The sequence below is a fragment of the Lentzea sp. NPDC051838 genome (genome assembly GCF_040681245.1).
Classification (GTDB): Bacteria; Actinomycetota; Actinomycetes; order Mycobacteriales; family Pseudonocardiaceae; genus Lentzea.
On the sequence record NZ_JBFAYI010000047.1, the window covers coordinates 1 to 14315 of the forward strand.

The 14315-nt window shown below is 68.8% G+C and carries 14 protein-coding genes, 2 tRNA genes and 1 other RNA gene; 7 read left to right on the forward strand and 10 right to left on the reverse strand.

What is annotated here, in order from left to right:
• Nucleotides 1-278 precede the first annotated feature (278 nt).
• The 6 genes from AB0M24_RS45000 to AB0M24_RS45025 form a co-directional block, all read right to left on the reverse strand.
• Nucleotides 279-2441 (reverse strand): DNA polymerase III subunit gamma and tau, encoded by a 2163-nt coding sequence (locus tag AB0M24_RS45000; protein WP_363780847.1) that lies wholly within the window; start codon nucleotides 2439-2441, stop codon nucleotides 279-281.
• 30 nt (nucleotides 2442-2471) lie between these two features.
• An RNA gene (ffs, locus tag AB0M24_RS45005) (signal recognition particle sRNA small type) lies at nucleotides 2472-2568 on the reverse strand.
• Between the two features lie 17 nt (nucleotides 2569-2585).
• Nucleotides 2586-3158 (reverse strand): maleylpyruvate isomerase family mycothiol-dependent enzyme, encoded by a 573-nt coding sequence (locus tag AB0M24_RS45010; RefSeq protein ID WP_363780849.1) that lies wholly within the window; start codon nucleotides 3156-3158, stop codon nucleotides 2586-2588.
• Nucleotides 3155-4333: a DUF6596 domain-containing protein gene (locus tag AB0M24_RS45015; protein ID WP_363780851.1), complete on the reverse strand. Its 1179-nt coding sequence runs from the start codon at nucleotides 4331-4333 to the stop codon at nucleotides 3155-3157. The genes AB0M24_RS45010 and AB0M24_RS45015 overlap by 4 nt, the downstream gene beginning before the upstream one ends.
• A gap of 7 nt (nucleotides 4334-4340) precedes the next feature.
• Entirely contained in the window at nucleotides 4341-4679 is a 339-nt protein-coding gene (locus AB0M24_RS45020) for a YciI family protein (protein WP_363780853.1), read from the reverse strand.
• Between the two features lie 137 nt (nucleotides 4680-4816).
• A complete protein-coding gene (locus tag AB0M24_RS45025) occupies nucleotides 4817-5446 on the reverse strand; it encodes a hypothetical protein (RefSeq protein WP_363780855.1) in 630 nt (209 codons plus the stop codon).
• Nucleotides 5447-5566: 120 nt separating this feature from the next.
• Between AB0M24_RS45025 and AB0M24_RS45030 the strand changes: the two genes are divergently transcribed.
• The 5 genes from AB0M24_RS45030 (at nucleotide 5567) to AB0M24_RS45050 (ending at nucleotide 8966) form a co-directional block, all read left to right on the forward strand.
• Nucleotides 5567-5651 (forward strand) — tRNA-Ser (locus AB0M24_RS45030).
• A 98-nt stretch (nucleotides 5652-5749) separates the two neighbouring features.
• On the forward strand, nucleotides 5750-7033 hold the full coding sequence (locus AB0M24_RS45035) for a glycosyltransferase family 39 protein (RefSeq protein ID WP_363780857.1): 1284 nt from the start codon (nucleotides 5750-5752) through the stop codon (nucleotides 7031-7033).
• A 20-nt stretch (nucleotides 7034-7053) separates the two neighbouring features.
• Nucleotides 7054-7707 carry a GPP34 family phosphoprotein gene (locus tag AB0M24_RS45040; RefSeq protein WP_363780859.1) on the forward strand — a complete coding sequence of 218 codons (654 nt, stop codon included), beginning with the start codon at nucleotides 7054-7056 and terminating at the stop codon, nucleotides 7705-7707.
• Nucleotide 7708: 1 nt separating this feature from the next.
• The gene (locus tag AB0M24_RS45045) at nucleotides 7709-8308 is read left to right on the forward strand and encodes a GPP34 family phosphoprotein (protein ID WP_363780861.1); all 600 of its coding nucleotides are present in this window, start codon (nucleotides 7709-7711) and stop codon (nucleotides 8306-8308) included.
• Nucleotides 8309-8330: 22 nt separating this feature from the next.
• On the forward strand, nucleotides 8331-8966 hold the full coding sequence (locus AB0M24_RS45050; RefSeq protein WP_363780863.1) for a GPP34 family phosphoprotein: 636 nt from the start codon (nucleotides 8331-8333) through the stop codon (nucleotides 8964-8966).
• 21 nt (nucleotides 8967-8987) lie between these two features.
• Here the strand turns inward: AB0M24_RS45050 and AB0M24_RS45055 are convergent, their stop codons facing one another.
• Nucleotides 8988-11423 (reverse strand): endonuclease/exonuclease/phosphatase family protein, encoded by a 2436-nt coding sequence (locus AB0M24_RS45055; protein ID WP_363780865.1) that lies wholly within the window; start codon nucleotides 11421-11423, stop codon nucleotides 8988-8990.
• 199 nt (nucleotides 11424-11622) lie between these two features.
• On the opposite strand from AB0M24_RS45055, the gene AB0M24_RS45060 reads away from it, so the two are divergent.
• Nucleotides 11623-12396, forward strand: a complete 774-nt coding sequence (locus AB0M24_RS45060; protein WP_363780867.1) for a maleylpyruvate isomerase family mycothiol-dependent enzyme — start codon at nucleotides 11623-11625, stop codon at nucleotides 12394-12396.
• A gap of 2 nt (nucleotides 12397-12398) precedes the next feature.
• A complete protein-coding gene (locus tag AB0M24_RS45065) occupies nucleotides 12399-13169 on the forward strand; it encodes a maleylpyruvate isomerase family mycothiol-dependent enzyme (protein ID WP_363780869.1) in 771 nt (256 codons plus the stop codon).
• Nucleotides 13170-13212: 43 nt separating this feature from the next.
• Here the strand turns inward: AB0M24_RS45065 and AB0M24_RS45070 are convergent.
• The 3 genes from AB0M24_RS45070 to AB0M24_RS45080 all read right to left on the reverse strand — a co-directional run bounded on the left by AB0M24_RS45070 (nucleotide 13213) and on the right by AB0M24_RS45080 (nucleotide 14264).
• A tRNA-Ser gene (locus AB0M24_RS45070) sits at nucleotides 13213-13297 on the reverse strand.
• 32 nt (nucleotides 13298-13329) lie between these two features.
• Nucleotides 13330-13761, reverse strand: coding sequence for a nucleoside deaminase (locus tag AB0M24_RS45075; RefSeq protein ID WP_363780942.1), 432 nt, complete (start codon nucleotides 13759-13761; stop codon nucleotides 13330-13332).
• 14 nt (nucleotides 13762-13775) lie between these two features.
• Complete coding sequence (locus AB0M24_RS45080) at nucleotides 13776-14264, reverse strand: tRNA adenosine deaminase-associated protein (RefSeq protein WP_363780871.1); 489 nt, start codon at nucleotides 14262-14264, stop codon at nucleotides 13776-13778.
• Between the last annotated feature and the right edge of the window lie 51 nt (nucleotides 14265-14315).

Below are 14315 nucleotides of genomic sequence, written 5' to 3' on the forward strand. Positions count from 1 at the left end.
GGGGTGTCAACTCGACGAAAAGCGTGTCGAGTTGACACCCCTGACCTGGCGCGGCCAACGATCAGCCACGACTCGTGACGGGACCCACCCCACCTCAGAGTGTTTGCTAACTGCAGCTCGGCTTCGCCTTCGCCAAAGCGCCTCGGCTTCGCCATCGGGTCGCCTCGCCTTCGGCCTCGGGCTTGGGGCCGCCTTCGGCGTGCGAGGGCTGCCTACGTGCGAAGACCCCGGCGGTGGTCACCGTCGGGGTCTTCTGGCGGGTGGGCTGTGGTGCTGGGTTAGGCCTTTTTCAGGGGGCGGGCGCCTAGTTCGTCGGCCAGGAGCTTGAGCATTACCGCTTCTGGGTCCTGCTCCTTGCTCACTGAGTCCGGGTCCACTGGGCGGGCCGCTTCGGCCAGCATTGCTTCTTCGTCGTCCGGTTCCGGCGGTAGCGGGTCGTCCGGCTCCGGCGGTTCTGGGGGCGGCGGGACGTCGTCTGCTGGTGGGCGCGACGGGGGTGTGGGCTGGCGTTGGGGTTCTGGTTGGCGTGGAGGCTGTTGCTGCGCCTGGCTTGGGCGGGTTGGGGCCGGGCGGGCTGCTTTGGGGGGTTGGGTGGCTTGGGGGGCTGCGCTTGGGGTGCCGTGGACGCAGCGGACTTGCCAGGTGCCACCGAGGACGGTGGTGAGAGCGTTGGCGATTGCCTCGGTGTTGCGGGGTTCAGCCAGGCGGCGGGCCAGAGGGGCTGAGGTGTGGGCGATGGTGACCACGTTGCCGTCCACCTCGCTGACCATGGCGTTGGTCAGCATCGCCTCGGTGCTGCGGCTGGAGGCTCGGACTGCCGCGAGGAGTTCGGACCAGATCCTGCGGACCGCTGCCGCGTCCAGGGTGCCTTCGGCCGCTGGGGCGGCCTGGGCGGACTGCTCCGCTGAGGGGGCTGCGGGCTGAGCCGGGGCCGACGACTGCGTCGCGGCTGGTGGCTGGGCAGGGGGGACCTGGGTTGCGGCAGGCGGTTGGGCTGCGGTCGGAGCTTGTGTTGGGGCCGACGACTGCGTCGCGGCTGATGGCTGGGCCGAGCCTGGCACCTGCGGTGCGGCGGACGGCTGGGTCGTGCTGGGCACCTGCGCTGCGGCTGGCGGTTGGGATGCTGCCGGGGCCTGCGTTGCGGCCGGTGGCTGGGCTGCTGCCGGGGCCTGGCGGGCTGCCTCCGGTTGGGCGGGCTCGGCTGGTTGCTGGGACTTGCGGGTGAAGACCGGGGCGCCTGCTGGTGGGGCGGCCGCTGCCGGGTCGCCCGCGGCGATGGCGGCTGGGGGGCGGCGTTCCAGTTGTTCCAGGCGTTGGAGCAGTGCGGCTTCCGACTGGCTCACCGACGGGAGGAGCATGCGGGAGACGAGGAGTTCCAGGAGCAGGCGCGGGGCTGTGGCGCCGCGCATTTCGACCAGGCCCGTGTGGACGATTTCGGCGTAGCGGGTCAGGGCGGCCGGGCCCAGGCGTTGGGCTTGGGCCGACATGGTGGCCAGCTCGTCTTCCGGGGCGCTGACCAGGTTGCGGTCGGCGGCGTCCGGGACTGCGCAGAGCAGGACCAGGTCGCGGAGGCGGTCGAGGAGGTCGGAGGCGAAGCGGCGGGGGTCGTGGCCTGCTTCCACCAGGCGGTCGATGGTGCCGAAGACCGCTGCGCCGTCGCCTGCTGCCAGGCCGTCGACCACGTCGTTGATCAGGGCCGAGTCGGTCACGCCCAGGAGGGTCATGGCCTGCTCGTACTTGACGCCGTCCTGGCCCGCGCCGGAGAGGAGCTGGTCCATGACCGACTGGGTGTCGCGGGCCGAGCCGCCGCCTGCTCGGATCACCAGGGGGAAGACCGCTGGTTCCACGGCTACGCCTTCCGCGGCGCAGTTGCGTTCCAGGAGGCCGCGCATCACGCCGGGCGGGATCAGGCGGAACGGGTAGTGGTGCGTGCGGGAGCGGATGGTCGGGAGGACCTTGTCCGGCTCCGTGGTGGCGAAGATGAAGATCAGGTGGTCCGGCGGCTCTTCGACGATCTTCAGCAGGGCGTTGAAGCCCTGCGTGGTGACCATGTGGGCCTCGTCGATGATGAAGACGCGGTACTTGGACTCGGCCGGCGCGTAGAAGGCCTTGTCGCGGAGCTCGCGGGCGTCTTCCACGCCGCCGTGGGAGGCCGCGTCGAGTTCCACTACGTCGACGCTGCCGGTGCCGTTGGGGGCCAGGCCGATGCAGCTGTTGCACTCGCCGCACGGGTCGGGCGTCGGGCCCTGCACGCAGTTGAGGGAGCGGGCCAGGATTCTGGCCGACGAGGTCTTGCCGCAGCCTCGCGGGCCGCTGAACAGGTACGCGTGGTTCACCCTGCCCGCCGCCAGCGCGACTCGCAGCGGATCGGTCACGTGCTCCTGGCCTACGACCTCGGAGAACGTGGCCGGACGGTACTTGCGATACAGAGCGAGCGCCACGCCGCAGACAGTACCGGGGACCACCGACACAAAAAGGGGACCCCGTGCACCCACCAGAGCCCGCTTATCCTTGCTGCCTTCCGGCCCTGGGGAGGTTCGCGAGATGTGTGCCGCACGAGGTCCGACGCAAGTGTAGCGAAGGGTCTAGATCGAACGTGTGTTCGAGTTGCCCACAGTGTTGTCCACAGGTGGGGACAACACGCGGCCCGTTGCCAGCATCAGCAGGTCAGGGGCAGGAAGAGCAGGCAGAACGCCGTCGGGGAAACGCTTGCGAGCGCCCCAGAACGGGCTCTTCATCACATGATCCAGCGCCGCCTGGGCCGGTTCGAGCGGCATCTCACGGGCGCGGCCGAGAGGGCGGGCGATGTCCTGGCCGTGGACCAGGAAGTCGACCAGCGGGTCGATCGGGGACGCCATCGGCGCGCGCTTCGGGGAGGCCGCGGACGAGCGGATCTGGGCGATCAACTCCGACCGGGTGAACCTCGCGGCGAGCGAGCGCGCCTTCAGGTCCTCCATCCGGTTCCAGTCGAACCGTGCGCGGAAGGCGCCGACCAGCACGTCACCCCAGCCCGTGCGGGTAGAGGTCGTGAGGTGCGCGGCCATCTCCTGCATGGTCCAGCCGGTGCAGAGGGTCTCGCGCTGCCACTCGGCGTCGGTCAGATCCTCGAGGAGGTCCGCGACGCTCAGGCGTTCGGCCTCCAGCCACTTCATGATCATGATTGCTCCTCGACGGCGGTGAGCCTGCGGCGCAGGAAGTCCTGTTCGGATGAGGTGCCGGCCAGTGCGATGGCCTCGCGGTAGGCCTCGGCGGCTTCGGCACGACGGCCCAGGCGGTGCAGCAGGTCGGCACGGGCCGCGCGGTACGGGTGGTAGTCGCGGAGCTTCGGTTCGTCCGCCAGCTCGTCCAGCAACGCGAGCCCTGCGGCAGCTCCGTCGCGCATGGCCACGGCGGCGGCGCGGTTCAGCGCGATCACCGGCGACGGCGTCAGCTTCAGGAGCACGTCGTAGAGGGCGACGATCTGCCGCCAGTCGGTACGGGCGAAGTCCGCGGCCTCGGCGTGCACCGCGTTGATGGCCGCCTGCACGCCGTACGGGCCGTAACCACCGGTCAGCGCGACCTCCGCCAACGCGCAGCCCTCCGCGATCATGTCGCTGTCCCAGAGCGCGCGGTCCTGGTCCTCCAGCAGCTCCTCACGGGCATCACGACGGGCGTGAACCAGCAGCATCAACGCCAGCAGCCCCGTCACCTCGCGGTCGGAGATCAGGCCGCCCAGGATCCGCGCCAGGCGGATCGCCTCGTCGGCCAGATCGGCGCGCTGAGCCGCGTACCCCTCGGTGAAGATCGAGTACACGGCCTGCAGCACGCCGGGCAGGCGTTCCGGGAGCTCGTCGGGATCCGGCACGCGGAACGGGATCCGCGCCTCCCGGATCTTCTTCTTCGCCCGCACGATCCGCTGCTGCATCGCCGCCACCGGCACCAGGTAGGCCCGCGCGACCTCCGGCGTCGTGAACCCGGCCAGGCAGCGCAGGATCAGCGCGCCGCGGTCCTCCGCGGGCAACGCCGGGTGCGCGCACGTGAAGAACAACTCCAGCCGCTCGTCCGGCAACGACCCTGTCACCGGAGCATCGGCCCGCGAGACCTCGACCTGCAGCAACGCCAGCCGCGCCGCGTAGGCCTGGTCGCGGCGCAGGCGGTCGACGGCCTTGCGGCGCGCGGTCGTGAGCAACCACGCGCCGGGCCGATCAGGCACCCCGTCCACCGGCCAGTGCCGCAGCGCCGCCTCGATCGCGTCGGAGGTGACCTCCTCGGCCAGGTCGAGGTCGCCGAAGCGCTTGACCAGGGTGGCGAGCAGCCTGCCGCGCTCCTCCCGGAACACCTGCTCGACGTTCATCGCGAACTCAGAAGTCGAACTCGGCGATCGGCCTCACGACGACAGCGCCGCCGTCACGCGATCCGGGACACTTCGCCGCCCATTCGAGTGCCGCGTCGAGATCGGGCACGTCGATGATGTCGTAGCCGCCCAGCACCTCGCGCGTCTCCGCGAACGGGCCGTCGGTGACCGAGCGCTTGCCGTCCTGCCCGACCTGGACGGTGGTCGCGGTGACCAGGTCGGCGAGCGAGTGCCCGGAGACGAGCACGCCCGCGTCCTTCATCTCCTTCTCGTAGGCGATCCAGTCCTCGACCGTGCAGGTCGCCTGCTGGTCAGAGGCCGCGTAGATCAACAGCATGTACTTCACGAATGCCCTCCTCGGTCCGGTCTTACGGGATCACGACGAGCGGGCCACCGCCAGATCGACACGACCTTCCAAGATTTTTTCGACGCCACAGCGACGCCACAACGAACTCACAGGACGCGGAGCTGCAGAAGGCGGCGTTACTGATCACGCTCGTCGGACCACCAGGAGTCGGCAAGACCCAGCCCGCAGTGGAACTCCTGCGCGGGCACGACGTGCGGTGGGTCGGCCTGTCCGCGTTCACCCACGACGCACAGGTGGAGCGGCTCCACGTGGACAAGCCGGTGCTGGCCCTCGACACCTGCGAGCACGTGCTGACGGGCTGCGCGGCCCTGCCGGCCCGGTTCCCGGCGGTGCGCGTGGTCGCGACGAGCCGCGAGGCGCTGCGGGTCGAGGGCGAGGTGGTGCACGTCGTCAACCCGTTCGATCCCGTTGCGGCGGCACGCGGCGGCTTCGACGACAACCTGGCCGACGTCCTGTGCGGCGGTCCGGTGTGGACAGTGCTGGCCGAGCTGCGCGAGAAGTCGTTGCTGGAGAAGGACTCTGCAGGCCGCTATCGGATGCTGGACGCGATCCGCCGGTTCGGACTGGAGCGGTTGACGGCGAGCGAGCGGGACGGCGGTCCGCTTGGCCGTGCCGGTGATGTACGCGTCGTCCGTCTTGTAGAGCGCCTCGCCGGCGTGGGCGGGAGCGGCCAGCGCGGTGGTGGAGACCACAGCGAGGACGAGAGCTGTGATCGCGGAGCCGAGGCGGCTCTTCGTTTTCGCCATGACCAAAAGCCTGGTCAGCGGCTTGCTGTGGGTGTATTCGCAATCCATGCAGATCCGTCTCAGCTGGACAGTGGGCACCCGTTTTGGGTCGCGGAACACCCGTCCGGTAAGGTTCTCGACGGAGGATTCGCATAGCGGCCTAGTGCGCACGACTGGAAATCGTGTTGGGTTCACCCCCTCACGGGTTCAAATCCCGTATCCTCCGCTGATCATGTGGCCCGGCACCGTCAAGGTGCCGGGCCGCTGTCGTCAGCAAGGCCGCCCGGTGATCACAGGCACGAAACGAGTGGGGGCTCGAGCAAGGTGAGTGTCAGAACCGCGGTCGACGACGTCCAGAATCCCGACCTGCTGCCTCAGATCAGCACCAGACCGCCCAGACGGGTGGCTTGGCGGGAGGCGTTGTGGATCTTCCTGCTGAGCCGCGTCGCCCTGTTCGGACTGACCGTCGTGTCGGTCAGCGAGCCGGGTCCTGGCGGGTTCCAGTGCTTCGACCAGGTGCTCGACTGCGGGAAGAAGTGGATCCGCTTCGACCTCGGTTACTACCTGCAGGTCGCGGCACACGGGTACTGGGACCCGAAGATGCCGATCGACTACCTGCCGAACGGCCAGCGCACCGGCTATCCCGAAGCGGTCGCGTTCTTCCCGCTCTGGCCGAAGCTCGTCGGGTGGGTGTCCATCCCGTTCGGCCAGACCTACTACCACGCCTTCTACGTCGGTCTCGTGCTGGCGAACCTGCTGGCGCTCGTCACCTTCTGGCTGCTGTACCGGCTCGTCGCCGAGCGCTTCGACGACCAGACCGCGCGCTGGGCGGTGTTCTTCCTCGCGTTCAACCCGTTCACGGTCACCTTCGCCGCCGGGTACGGCGAGGCCCTGTTCATCCCGCTGACGATCGCCGTGTTCCTGTTCGTGCGCAAGGAACAGTGGCTGTTCGCCGGGTTGGCCGGCGCGGCGCTGACGCTGACCAAGCCGAACGGCATCCTCGTCATGATCGTGTTCGCGGTCGTGCTCGTGCAGCGCTTCGGCTGGGGCGGCCTGTTCACCCGTGACCAGCTCGCCGCCAAGCTCAAGATCGTCGGATCGGCCGCGATGGTCCCGCTCGGGCTGCTGAGCTACATCGCGTTCCTGTGGATCAAGTACGACGACCCGTTCGCGTTCAGCCGCTGGCAGACGAACTTCTGGGGCCGGACCTCGCAGTGGCCGTGGCAGCCGATCTACCAGGCGTTCGAGAACGTGATCCTGTCCCCCAGCGCGACCGAGACGGCGAGCAAGTTCAACAGCACCGACTCGCTGTGGGAGCTGCTCTTCCTCTTCCTCCCGCTGGTCGCGCTCGGCCTGACGTGGCGCAAGCTCCCGCTGGAGTACGTGCTGTTCGGCTTCGCGATCTTCGCGATGACGATCTCGGTCCCCACCGGCCCCGAAGAGCCGCTGGCCTCGATCGGACGGCACCTGGGCGGCACCTTCCCGGTCGCCGTGGCGTACGCCGTGCTGTCCAAAAAGGCCCGTTGGCAGCAGCTGCTGCTCGTGGTGACGCTGGCGTTCTTCGGCCTGTTCACCGCGTATTACGCGGTTGGCAGGTGGATGGCGTGAGCAGGCGTTAACGTGGGTTCATGCTGCCTGAAGACCTGATGCTGCTCTTCCTCGACGAGACCGACGGCCGTGTGCTCATGGACACGACCTCGATCCACAACGCCCTCGCCGGCGCCGTGCTGGTCGAGCTCGTCAAGTCGGGACAGGTGGCGTTCGAGGAGGACGGCAAGAAGCTCTCGGTCGTGGACCCCACGCCGTTGCCCAACGAGTTCCTGCAGGAGTCGCTGACCCGGCTGACCAAGCCGATGAAGCCGCAGCAGGCCGTGGAGAAGCTGCGCCATCACGTGCGGGAGAACGTGATGGAGCAGCTTCGGGGGCGCGGGGTGCTCACGCTGGAGAAGACCAAGATGCTCGGCATCTTCCCCACCAAGAGCTACGTGATCAACGACGTCGAGGCGGTCAGCGAGCTCCGCGACCTCGTGGGCAACGTCGTGCTGGGCAACCGGGAGCCGGACGAGCGGTCCGGGGCGCTGATCTCGTTGCTGTACGCGGTGAAGGCCCTGCACAAGGTGTTCGACGGCGACAAGCGCGCGATGAACGCGCGGGCCGAGCAGATCGCTGCCGGGGACTGGGCGGGGACGGCCGTCAAGAAGTCGATGGAGGCGGTGCAGGCCGCGATCATCATGATGATGGTGGCCACCACGGTGGCGGCGACGTCGGTCGCGTCGAACTGAGGTGTTGCCCGAGGACGCGTTGCTGCTGTTCGTCGACCAGCAGACCGGGCACGCGGTGGCCGACCGAGTCGTCGTGGAGAACGTGCTCGCCGGGGCGATGCTGATCGAGCTGGTGCACACCGGACGACTCGCGTACAGCGGGCAGCTCTCGGTTGCCGACGCGACGCCGCCACCGCACCCGTTCGAGGAGGCGGTGGCGAGGCTCAGGCCTCCGCTGTCACCGCGACGCGGGGTTCAGCGGATCCGGAACCACGTGCGGGACAACGTGATGACCGGTCTGCAGGCCCGTGGTGTGCTGACTGCGCGGAACCAAGTCTTCGGCGGCTTCGTGATCGGGGACCACGCGGCGGTGAACGACGTCCGCACGGCGGTGGGCAGCGTGCTGTTCGGGCATCGGCCTCCGGACGCGCGCAGCGGGGCGCTCATCTCACTGCTGCACGCGGTGAAGCGGGTGCACAAGGTGTTCGGCGGCGAGCGGCACGAGCTGGCCGCTCGCGCGAAGGTGATCGCCGACGGCCATTCCCCCGCGGTGGTCGCGGTGCACGACGCGGTCGCGGCGGAAGTCGTGCTGGCCGAGACGAAAGTTGGATTCCTGCGGTAAGCGCGGCACCTACCGTGACTTCATGCTGCCCGAAGACCTGATGCTGCTGTTCATCGACCCGCGGAACGGCAGACTGCGCGTCAGTTCCACGTCGATCGAGAACGCGCTCGCCGGAGCCGTGCTGATCGAGCTGGCGGAGGCGGAGCGCGTCTCTTTCACGCCCAACGGCAAGAAGCTCACGGTGGTCGATCCGACGCCGTTGAACGACCCGGTGCTGCACGAGGCGCTCGGGCGGCTCACCAAGCCGATGCCGCCGCAGTCCGCGGTCGAGCGCGTGCGGAAGCGCTTGTGGCACAACGTGATCAGGCAGCTGCAGGACCGCGGGGCCGTTCGCGTGGAGCCGCGGAAGGTGCTCGGGATCTTCCCGGCGAAGAGCTATCCGATCGTCGACGAGCACAGGGCCGAAAAGCTGCGGAAGGCCGTCGGCGACGTCGTGCACGGCTATCGGGGTGCGGATGCGCGCACCGGGTCGCTGATCACGTTGCTGTACGCGGTGGACGCCGTGCACAAGGTGTTCGAGGGCGACAAGCGCGAGATCAAGCGACGGGCCAAGGAGATCGCGCGGGGCAGCTGGGCTGGCGATGCCGTTCGCCGTGCGGTGGACGCGATCCAGGCCGGTGTGCACGCCGCGGCCGGTGCCGCCGCTTCGGGTGAGTGACGCGGCGGCACCGGGCAGCGGTTACTTCTTCAGGCAGTCGAGGATGTCCTCGAGGGCGAACACGATCTTGTCGACGTTCGCGTCACCCGTGGACGGGCGGGCGCGGACGATCTGCGGGTCGTGGTCGCTCGCCTGGTCGGCGAACTCGGCGTTGATGTGCACCACGTCGTAGCTGAACCGGGTGATGTTCTTGCTCATCACGAGGTGGTCCAGCGTCTGCGAGTTGCCCTCGAAGACGTAGCTGTACCGCTCGTTGACGGGCAGCGTGTCGATCAGCGCCTTGAGGTTGCCGTCACCGGTCAGGGCCTTCACCGCGGGCGAGAACTGGTAGTCGTTCAGGTCGCCCGCCAACACCACGTTGGCGCCCTTGTCGATCGCGCGGAGCTGCTCCGTGAACGCCTTCAGCGCGGCGGCCTGCTTGGCGCGCTGCACCTCGGACGACCGGTTCGGCGGCTGGTTGCGGCCGTGGATGGCCTCGTCGCCGCCCTTGGAGTTGAAGTGGTTCGCGACCACGAAGACCGTGCGGCCGCGGAACTTGAACTCACCGGCGAGCGGCTTGCGGCTGTTCGCCCACGCGTCGTTCAGCGGGTCGATGCGGCCCGGTGACACGGACAGCGCCGCGCGGCCGTTCTTCTTCACGACCGAGACCGGCGTCTTGAAGTCGCCGCCAGGACGGTCCACGAAGGACACCCGCTGCGGGTTGAAGAAGAAGCCGACGCGGATGTTGCCGCCGGGCTCGCCGCCGTCCTTCAGGTTCTCCGGGTCGATCTGGCGCCACTGGTAGCGCGGGCCGCCCTTGGCGAAGATCGCGTCGGAGAACTTCTGCAGCGTCTGGTCCGCCGCGACGGTGCCATCGTTCACCGCGCCGTTGTTGTCCTGGATCTCTTCCAGCACAACGACATCCGGGCTGCGGAGGTTCGTCGTCACGCCGTCGGCGAGCCGGTCGAACTTCTCCTGCGGGTCGGACGGGTCGAGGTTCTCGACGTTGTAGGTCGCGACCGACAGCTCGCTCTCCTTCTGCTGCGCGGTGATCTCGCGCTGCAGGTTCGAGGAGACGTGCTGGCCCAACGACAACGCGGCCAGGGTGTAGCCGCCGAAGTTCGTGTACTCGATGGCACCGACGGTCGCGCCGGTGAACACGTCACCGACGTTGGACGCGGTCAGCCCGCCCGTGGTCTTGATCTTCAGGCGGCCGCTGTTGGCCTGGTCGTAGGCGGTGTAGGTGGTGCCGCCGCGCTCGTTCTTGTTCTGGTCCGGGTTCGTGGTGACCCAGACCTCGCCGAACGCGTTGCTCGGGCCGACGACGCGGGCGTCGTTGACCTGCACCAGCGTGCCCTCGAGCGACTCGAAGTAGTCGAGGCCGTACTTCTCCGGCTCGAGCGGGAGCTGCTCGATGCTGCCGCCCGGCGCGGGCAGGTAGCCGCCAGGGATGTTCTTCACGACGACCGGCGCCGGGACGGGGTTGCCCTTCGACACCGTGATCGTGGTGGCCTGGGTGATCTCGGTGAGCGTCTGGTTGGAGCCCGTCTCACCGCCCGGCCGGTACTCCGCGATCGTGCCGCTGACCAGCACGTTGTCGCCGACGGCCACGGTCGGCGCGGTGCCGGCCGTGTAGACGAAGACGCCCTCGCTGGTGCGCGGGTCCGCGTCGGGGCTGACCGTGTCCTGGATCCAGAAGCCGCGGTCACCCGTGGCGCGGGTGCCGGTGACGACGCCGGGGACGTTGGTGACCTTCTGGCCGAGCAACGGCGAGATGCGCGCGACACCCTGGATGTCGTGGATGCGCTTGTCGCCGGGGGTGGGGTCCGGGTCGGGATCCGGGTTGCCGCCGCCCGGGGTCTCGCCCTTGGAGTTGGTCGGGCTCGGGTCGCCGACCTTGAAGTCGACCGAGTTGTCGTCGGTGTCGCCGAGGTCGACGTTGCGGAACGCCGAGGTGGTGTTGCTCAGGGCGTTGGTCGCGGTGCCTTCGCGGACGACCGCCGTGCCGTAGCCGACGAGGTCCTTGATCCGCGCGTCGGCGGCGCAGTCGGCGGCCGTCTTGCAGGTGAGCGCGGCCGTGCCGTTGACCAGCGCGATGGTGCCGCCGGTCGCGCTCATGGCGATCGTGCCGGTGGCGTCCGGGGTGGGCAGCTCGACGGTGCCGCCGGTGCCCTTGGCCTCGGCGACGAGGAACGTCTTGCCGGGCGCGATCGAACCGGTCAGCGGGGTCACGCCCCACTGCGTGCTCGCGCCGGGCGTGGCCGAGATGTACTGGACGCTGTAGCCGTCCAGGGAGATCGGAGCGGCGCCCTTGTTCGCGAGCTCGACGAAGTCCTGCTTGAGCGTGGCGCCGGAGTTGCCGCCACCTCCGTAGACCTCGGAGATCAGCGCGTCGGGGCTGGGTGCGGCGACTGCGGGCACGGCGGCGAACACGAGCGCCGCCACCGCTGTCCCGACGCCGGGCAGGGTGGGTCTCAAAACTTCCTCCAGGGGATGCGGCGGACCGACGCATCCTTCCTCGATCAGGTGATGTTTGGTAGCCGTTGTTACTAACGGTTAACCGGTTGGCCTATCAATGATCACTCGAACAAGTGTTCGATCATGGTGTATGCTCGAAATCGGAACGCTGACCGGTGGGCCCCTCCCAGGCGCCGGTCGGCGTCCCTACTTTTAGTACATGGGGAAGTTGAGCTACGAGCGCCATTGCGCCGAGATCACCGATCAAGCCTCTCTGCTCGTTTCCGCACTGAATGGCGCTGACCTGGGCGTTCAGGTGCCGTCGTGCCCGGACTGGACCCTGAACCAGCTGCTGCGCCACGTCGGCCTCGCGCTGAGCTGGACGGACGAGATGATCCGCGAGAAGCGTCCCGAGGTCGACATGACGCGCAACAAGGCGGTCGACGTCTCGGGCTACGCGGACGAGAAGGCCTCCGTTGTCGGTCCCTGGATCGAGGAGACCGCCACGTCCCTGACGTCCGCGCTGCTGGCCGTCGACTCGGACGAGATGATCGCCACGTTGTACGGCAACCCCGGCCCGAAGCTCTGGGCACGCCGGATGGCGCAGGAGACCGTGATCCACCGCTGGGACGCCGTCAACGCGCTGGGCGTCCCGTTCGAGCTCGACCTCGACCTGGCCGCCGACAGCCTCACCGAGTGGGCGCAGTTCGCGCTGCCGTTCGCGTTCTTCCGCTGGCCGACCGAGACCGCGGCGCTGGTCGGCCCCGGCAACACGGTCCACCTGCACGCGACGGACATCGACTGCGAGCTGGTGCTCGACCTGACCGAGCCGCGTCCGACCTTGCGGGAGGGCCACGAGAAGGCGGCCGTGGCGGTGCGCGGGCCGGTGACCGAGCTGATGCTCCTCGTCTACCGGCGGCGATCTGTCGACGGCCTTGAGGTGTTCGGTGATCGCGACCTGCTAGACCGGCTGCTGGCGAGCGTACGTTTCTGATCATGGGGATGCTGACCTACGCGCAACGGCTCGACGCGGGCGTCGCGCAGACAGAACTGCTCGTTTCCGGGGTAGCGGACGCAGACCTGAGCGTGCCGGTGCCCGCGACACCGGACTGGACGCTGAACCAGCTGCTGCGCCACCTCGGATACGCGCACAGGTGGATCGAGCAACTGGTCAGGGAGCGGATTCCGACCGCGGACCGCTCGCTCAGCAAGGCGCACTCGGTCTCCGAGTACGCCGGCGAGACCGCCGCCGAGCTGGGCCCGTGGCTGTCCGAGGGGGCGTCACTGCTGGCCACGGCGATGCGCTCGGTGTCGCCGGACGAACCGATCGCGGTGCTGTTCCCCGACCAGCCGGGGCCGCGGTTCTGGGCACGGCGGATGGCGCACGAGACGTGGGTCCACCGCCACGACGCGTTCGAGGCGCTCGGGCTGCCGTTCTCGGTGGATCCTGTCGTCGCCGCCGACGGGTTGTACGAGTGGATGACCACGGGGCTGCAGATCGTCCACCTGCGCCGACCCGAGTTCGCCGAGCTGCTCGGAACAGGCACGCTGGCCTTCGAGGCGACCGATGTCGACGTCTCGTGGCACGTGGATCTGACCGGGACCGCGCCGGCGGCTCGTCAGGGCGAGGGTGCGGGCGCGGTGACCGTGCGCGGACCGGCCGCGGAACTCGTGCTGGCGCTCTACCGGCGACGAGGGCCGGACGGGCTCGACGTGGCCGGGGATTCGGCGCTGCTGAAGGAGTTCCTGAGTCGCGCGAGGTTCTGAAGACGCGAAAAGGGCCCCGGATCGCTCCGGGGCCCTTCGTCAGCGGTGGCGGTGGGATTTGAACCCACGGAGGCTTTCACCTCACACGCTTTCGAGGCGTGCTCCTTCGGCCGCTCGGACACGCCACCGATAAGAACAATACACAGCCGGATCCACCCGGTTAACGCTGGGTCCGGAAGAAGCGTTCGAGCAGGTCAGCGCACTCTGCCTCCAGCACGCCGCCCTGCACCTCCGGCCGATGGTTGAGCCGGCGGTCGCGCACGACGTCCCAAAGCGACCCCACAGCACCCGTTTTGGGCTCCCAGGCACCGAAAACGAGACGAGAAACACGCGCGAGCACCAACGCGCCCGCGCACATCGTGCAGGGTTCCAACGTCACCACGAGAGTGCAGCCGTCGAGCCGCCACCCGTCGCCGAACTTCGCCGCGGCTGAGCGCAGAGCCAGGATCTCGGCGTGCGCGGTCGGATCACCGAGGGCTTCGCGCGCGTTGCAGGCCTCGGACAGCACCGAACCGTCCGGTGCGAAGACGACAGCACCGATCGGCACGTCCGCGCCGGAGTCCGAAGCCGCGCGCAAAGCGGCTCGGACCATGTCCTCTGAGGAGATCACGCCTGGATCGTGTCGAGCAGCTTCGTGAACTCGTCGATGAAGCCGATGCGCTGGGCGATCATCTGGAGCTGCTCGTCCGGGTAGAGGTCGACCTCGTCGACGATGATCTGGAGCTCGTGCGACGGCATGCCGAGGTCGGACAGCACGCCGAGGTCGCCCTCTGGCCAGATGTCGTTGTCCTCTTCGTCCGGCGGTTCGACGCGCAGGAGGTCCAGCACATCCGCCGCGATGTCGTAGTCGAGGGCGGCGGCCGCGTCGGAGAGCAGCAGCGCCACACCGCCTGGCACGGGGCGCAGGATGATGAAGAACTCCTCGTCCACGGCCAGCAGACCGAACACAGCGCCGGTCGACCGTAGTTGGCGCAGCTGTGTGATCGCCGCGTCCAGCTCCGACAGCGCGGAGCTGTCCATCCTGCTGCACCGCCAGCGGCCGTCCTCCCGGACGACCGCGACCGCGAAGCCGTTGACCGGCTCCTGCTGTGTCATGTGCACACCGTAGGGCCCAGACGACCTTCCCGGTAGCCGAGGTGGTGGCAC

What these genes read in the sequence shown, in the direction of transcription:
- AB0M24_RS45075 (WP_363780942.1), bottom strand. Translation starts at nt 13,761, where the DNA reads ATGGTCCGAGCCGCTTTGCGCGCGGCTTCGGACTCCGGCGCGGACGTG.
- AB0M24_RS45040 (WP_363780859.1), top strand. Translation starts at nt 7,054, where the DNA reads ATGCTGCCTGAAGACCTGATGCTGCTCTTCCTCGACGAGACCGACGGC.
- AB0M24_RS45025 (WP_363780855.1), bottom strand. Translation starts at nt 5,446, where the DNA reads ATGGCGAAAACGAAGAGCCGCCTCGGCTCCGCGATCACAGCTCTCGTC.
- AB0M24_RS45080 (WP_363780871.1), bottom strand. Translation starts at nt 14,264, where the DNA reads ATGACACAGCAGGAGCCGGTCAACGGCTTCGCGGTCGCGGTCGTCCGG.
- AB0M24_RS45015 (WP_363780851.1), bottom strand. Translation starts at nt 4,333, where the DNA reads ATGAACGTCGAGCAGGTGTTCCGGGAGGAGCGCGGCAGGCTGCTCGCC.
- AB0M24_RS45060 (WP_363780867.1), top strand. Translation starts at nt 11,623, where the DNA reads ATGGGGAAGTTGAGCTACGAGCGCCATTGCGCCGAGATCACCGATCAA.
- AB0M24_RS45050 (WP_363780863.1), top strand. Translation starts at nt 8,331, where the DNA reads ATGCTGCCCGAAGACCTGATGCTGCTGTTCATCGACCCGCGGAACGGC.
- AB0M24_RS45010 (WP_363780849.1), bottom strand. Translation starts at nt 3,158, where the DNA reads ATGATCATGAAGTGGCTGGAGGCCGAACGCCTGAGCGTCGCGGACCTC.
- AB0M24_RS45065 (WP_363780869.1), top strand. Translation starts at nt 12,399, where the DNA reads ATGGGGATGCTGACCTACGCGCAACGGCTCGACGCGGGCGTCGCGCAG.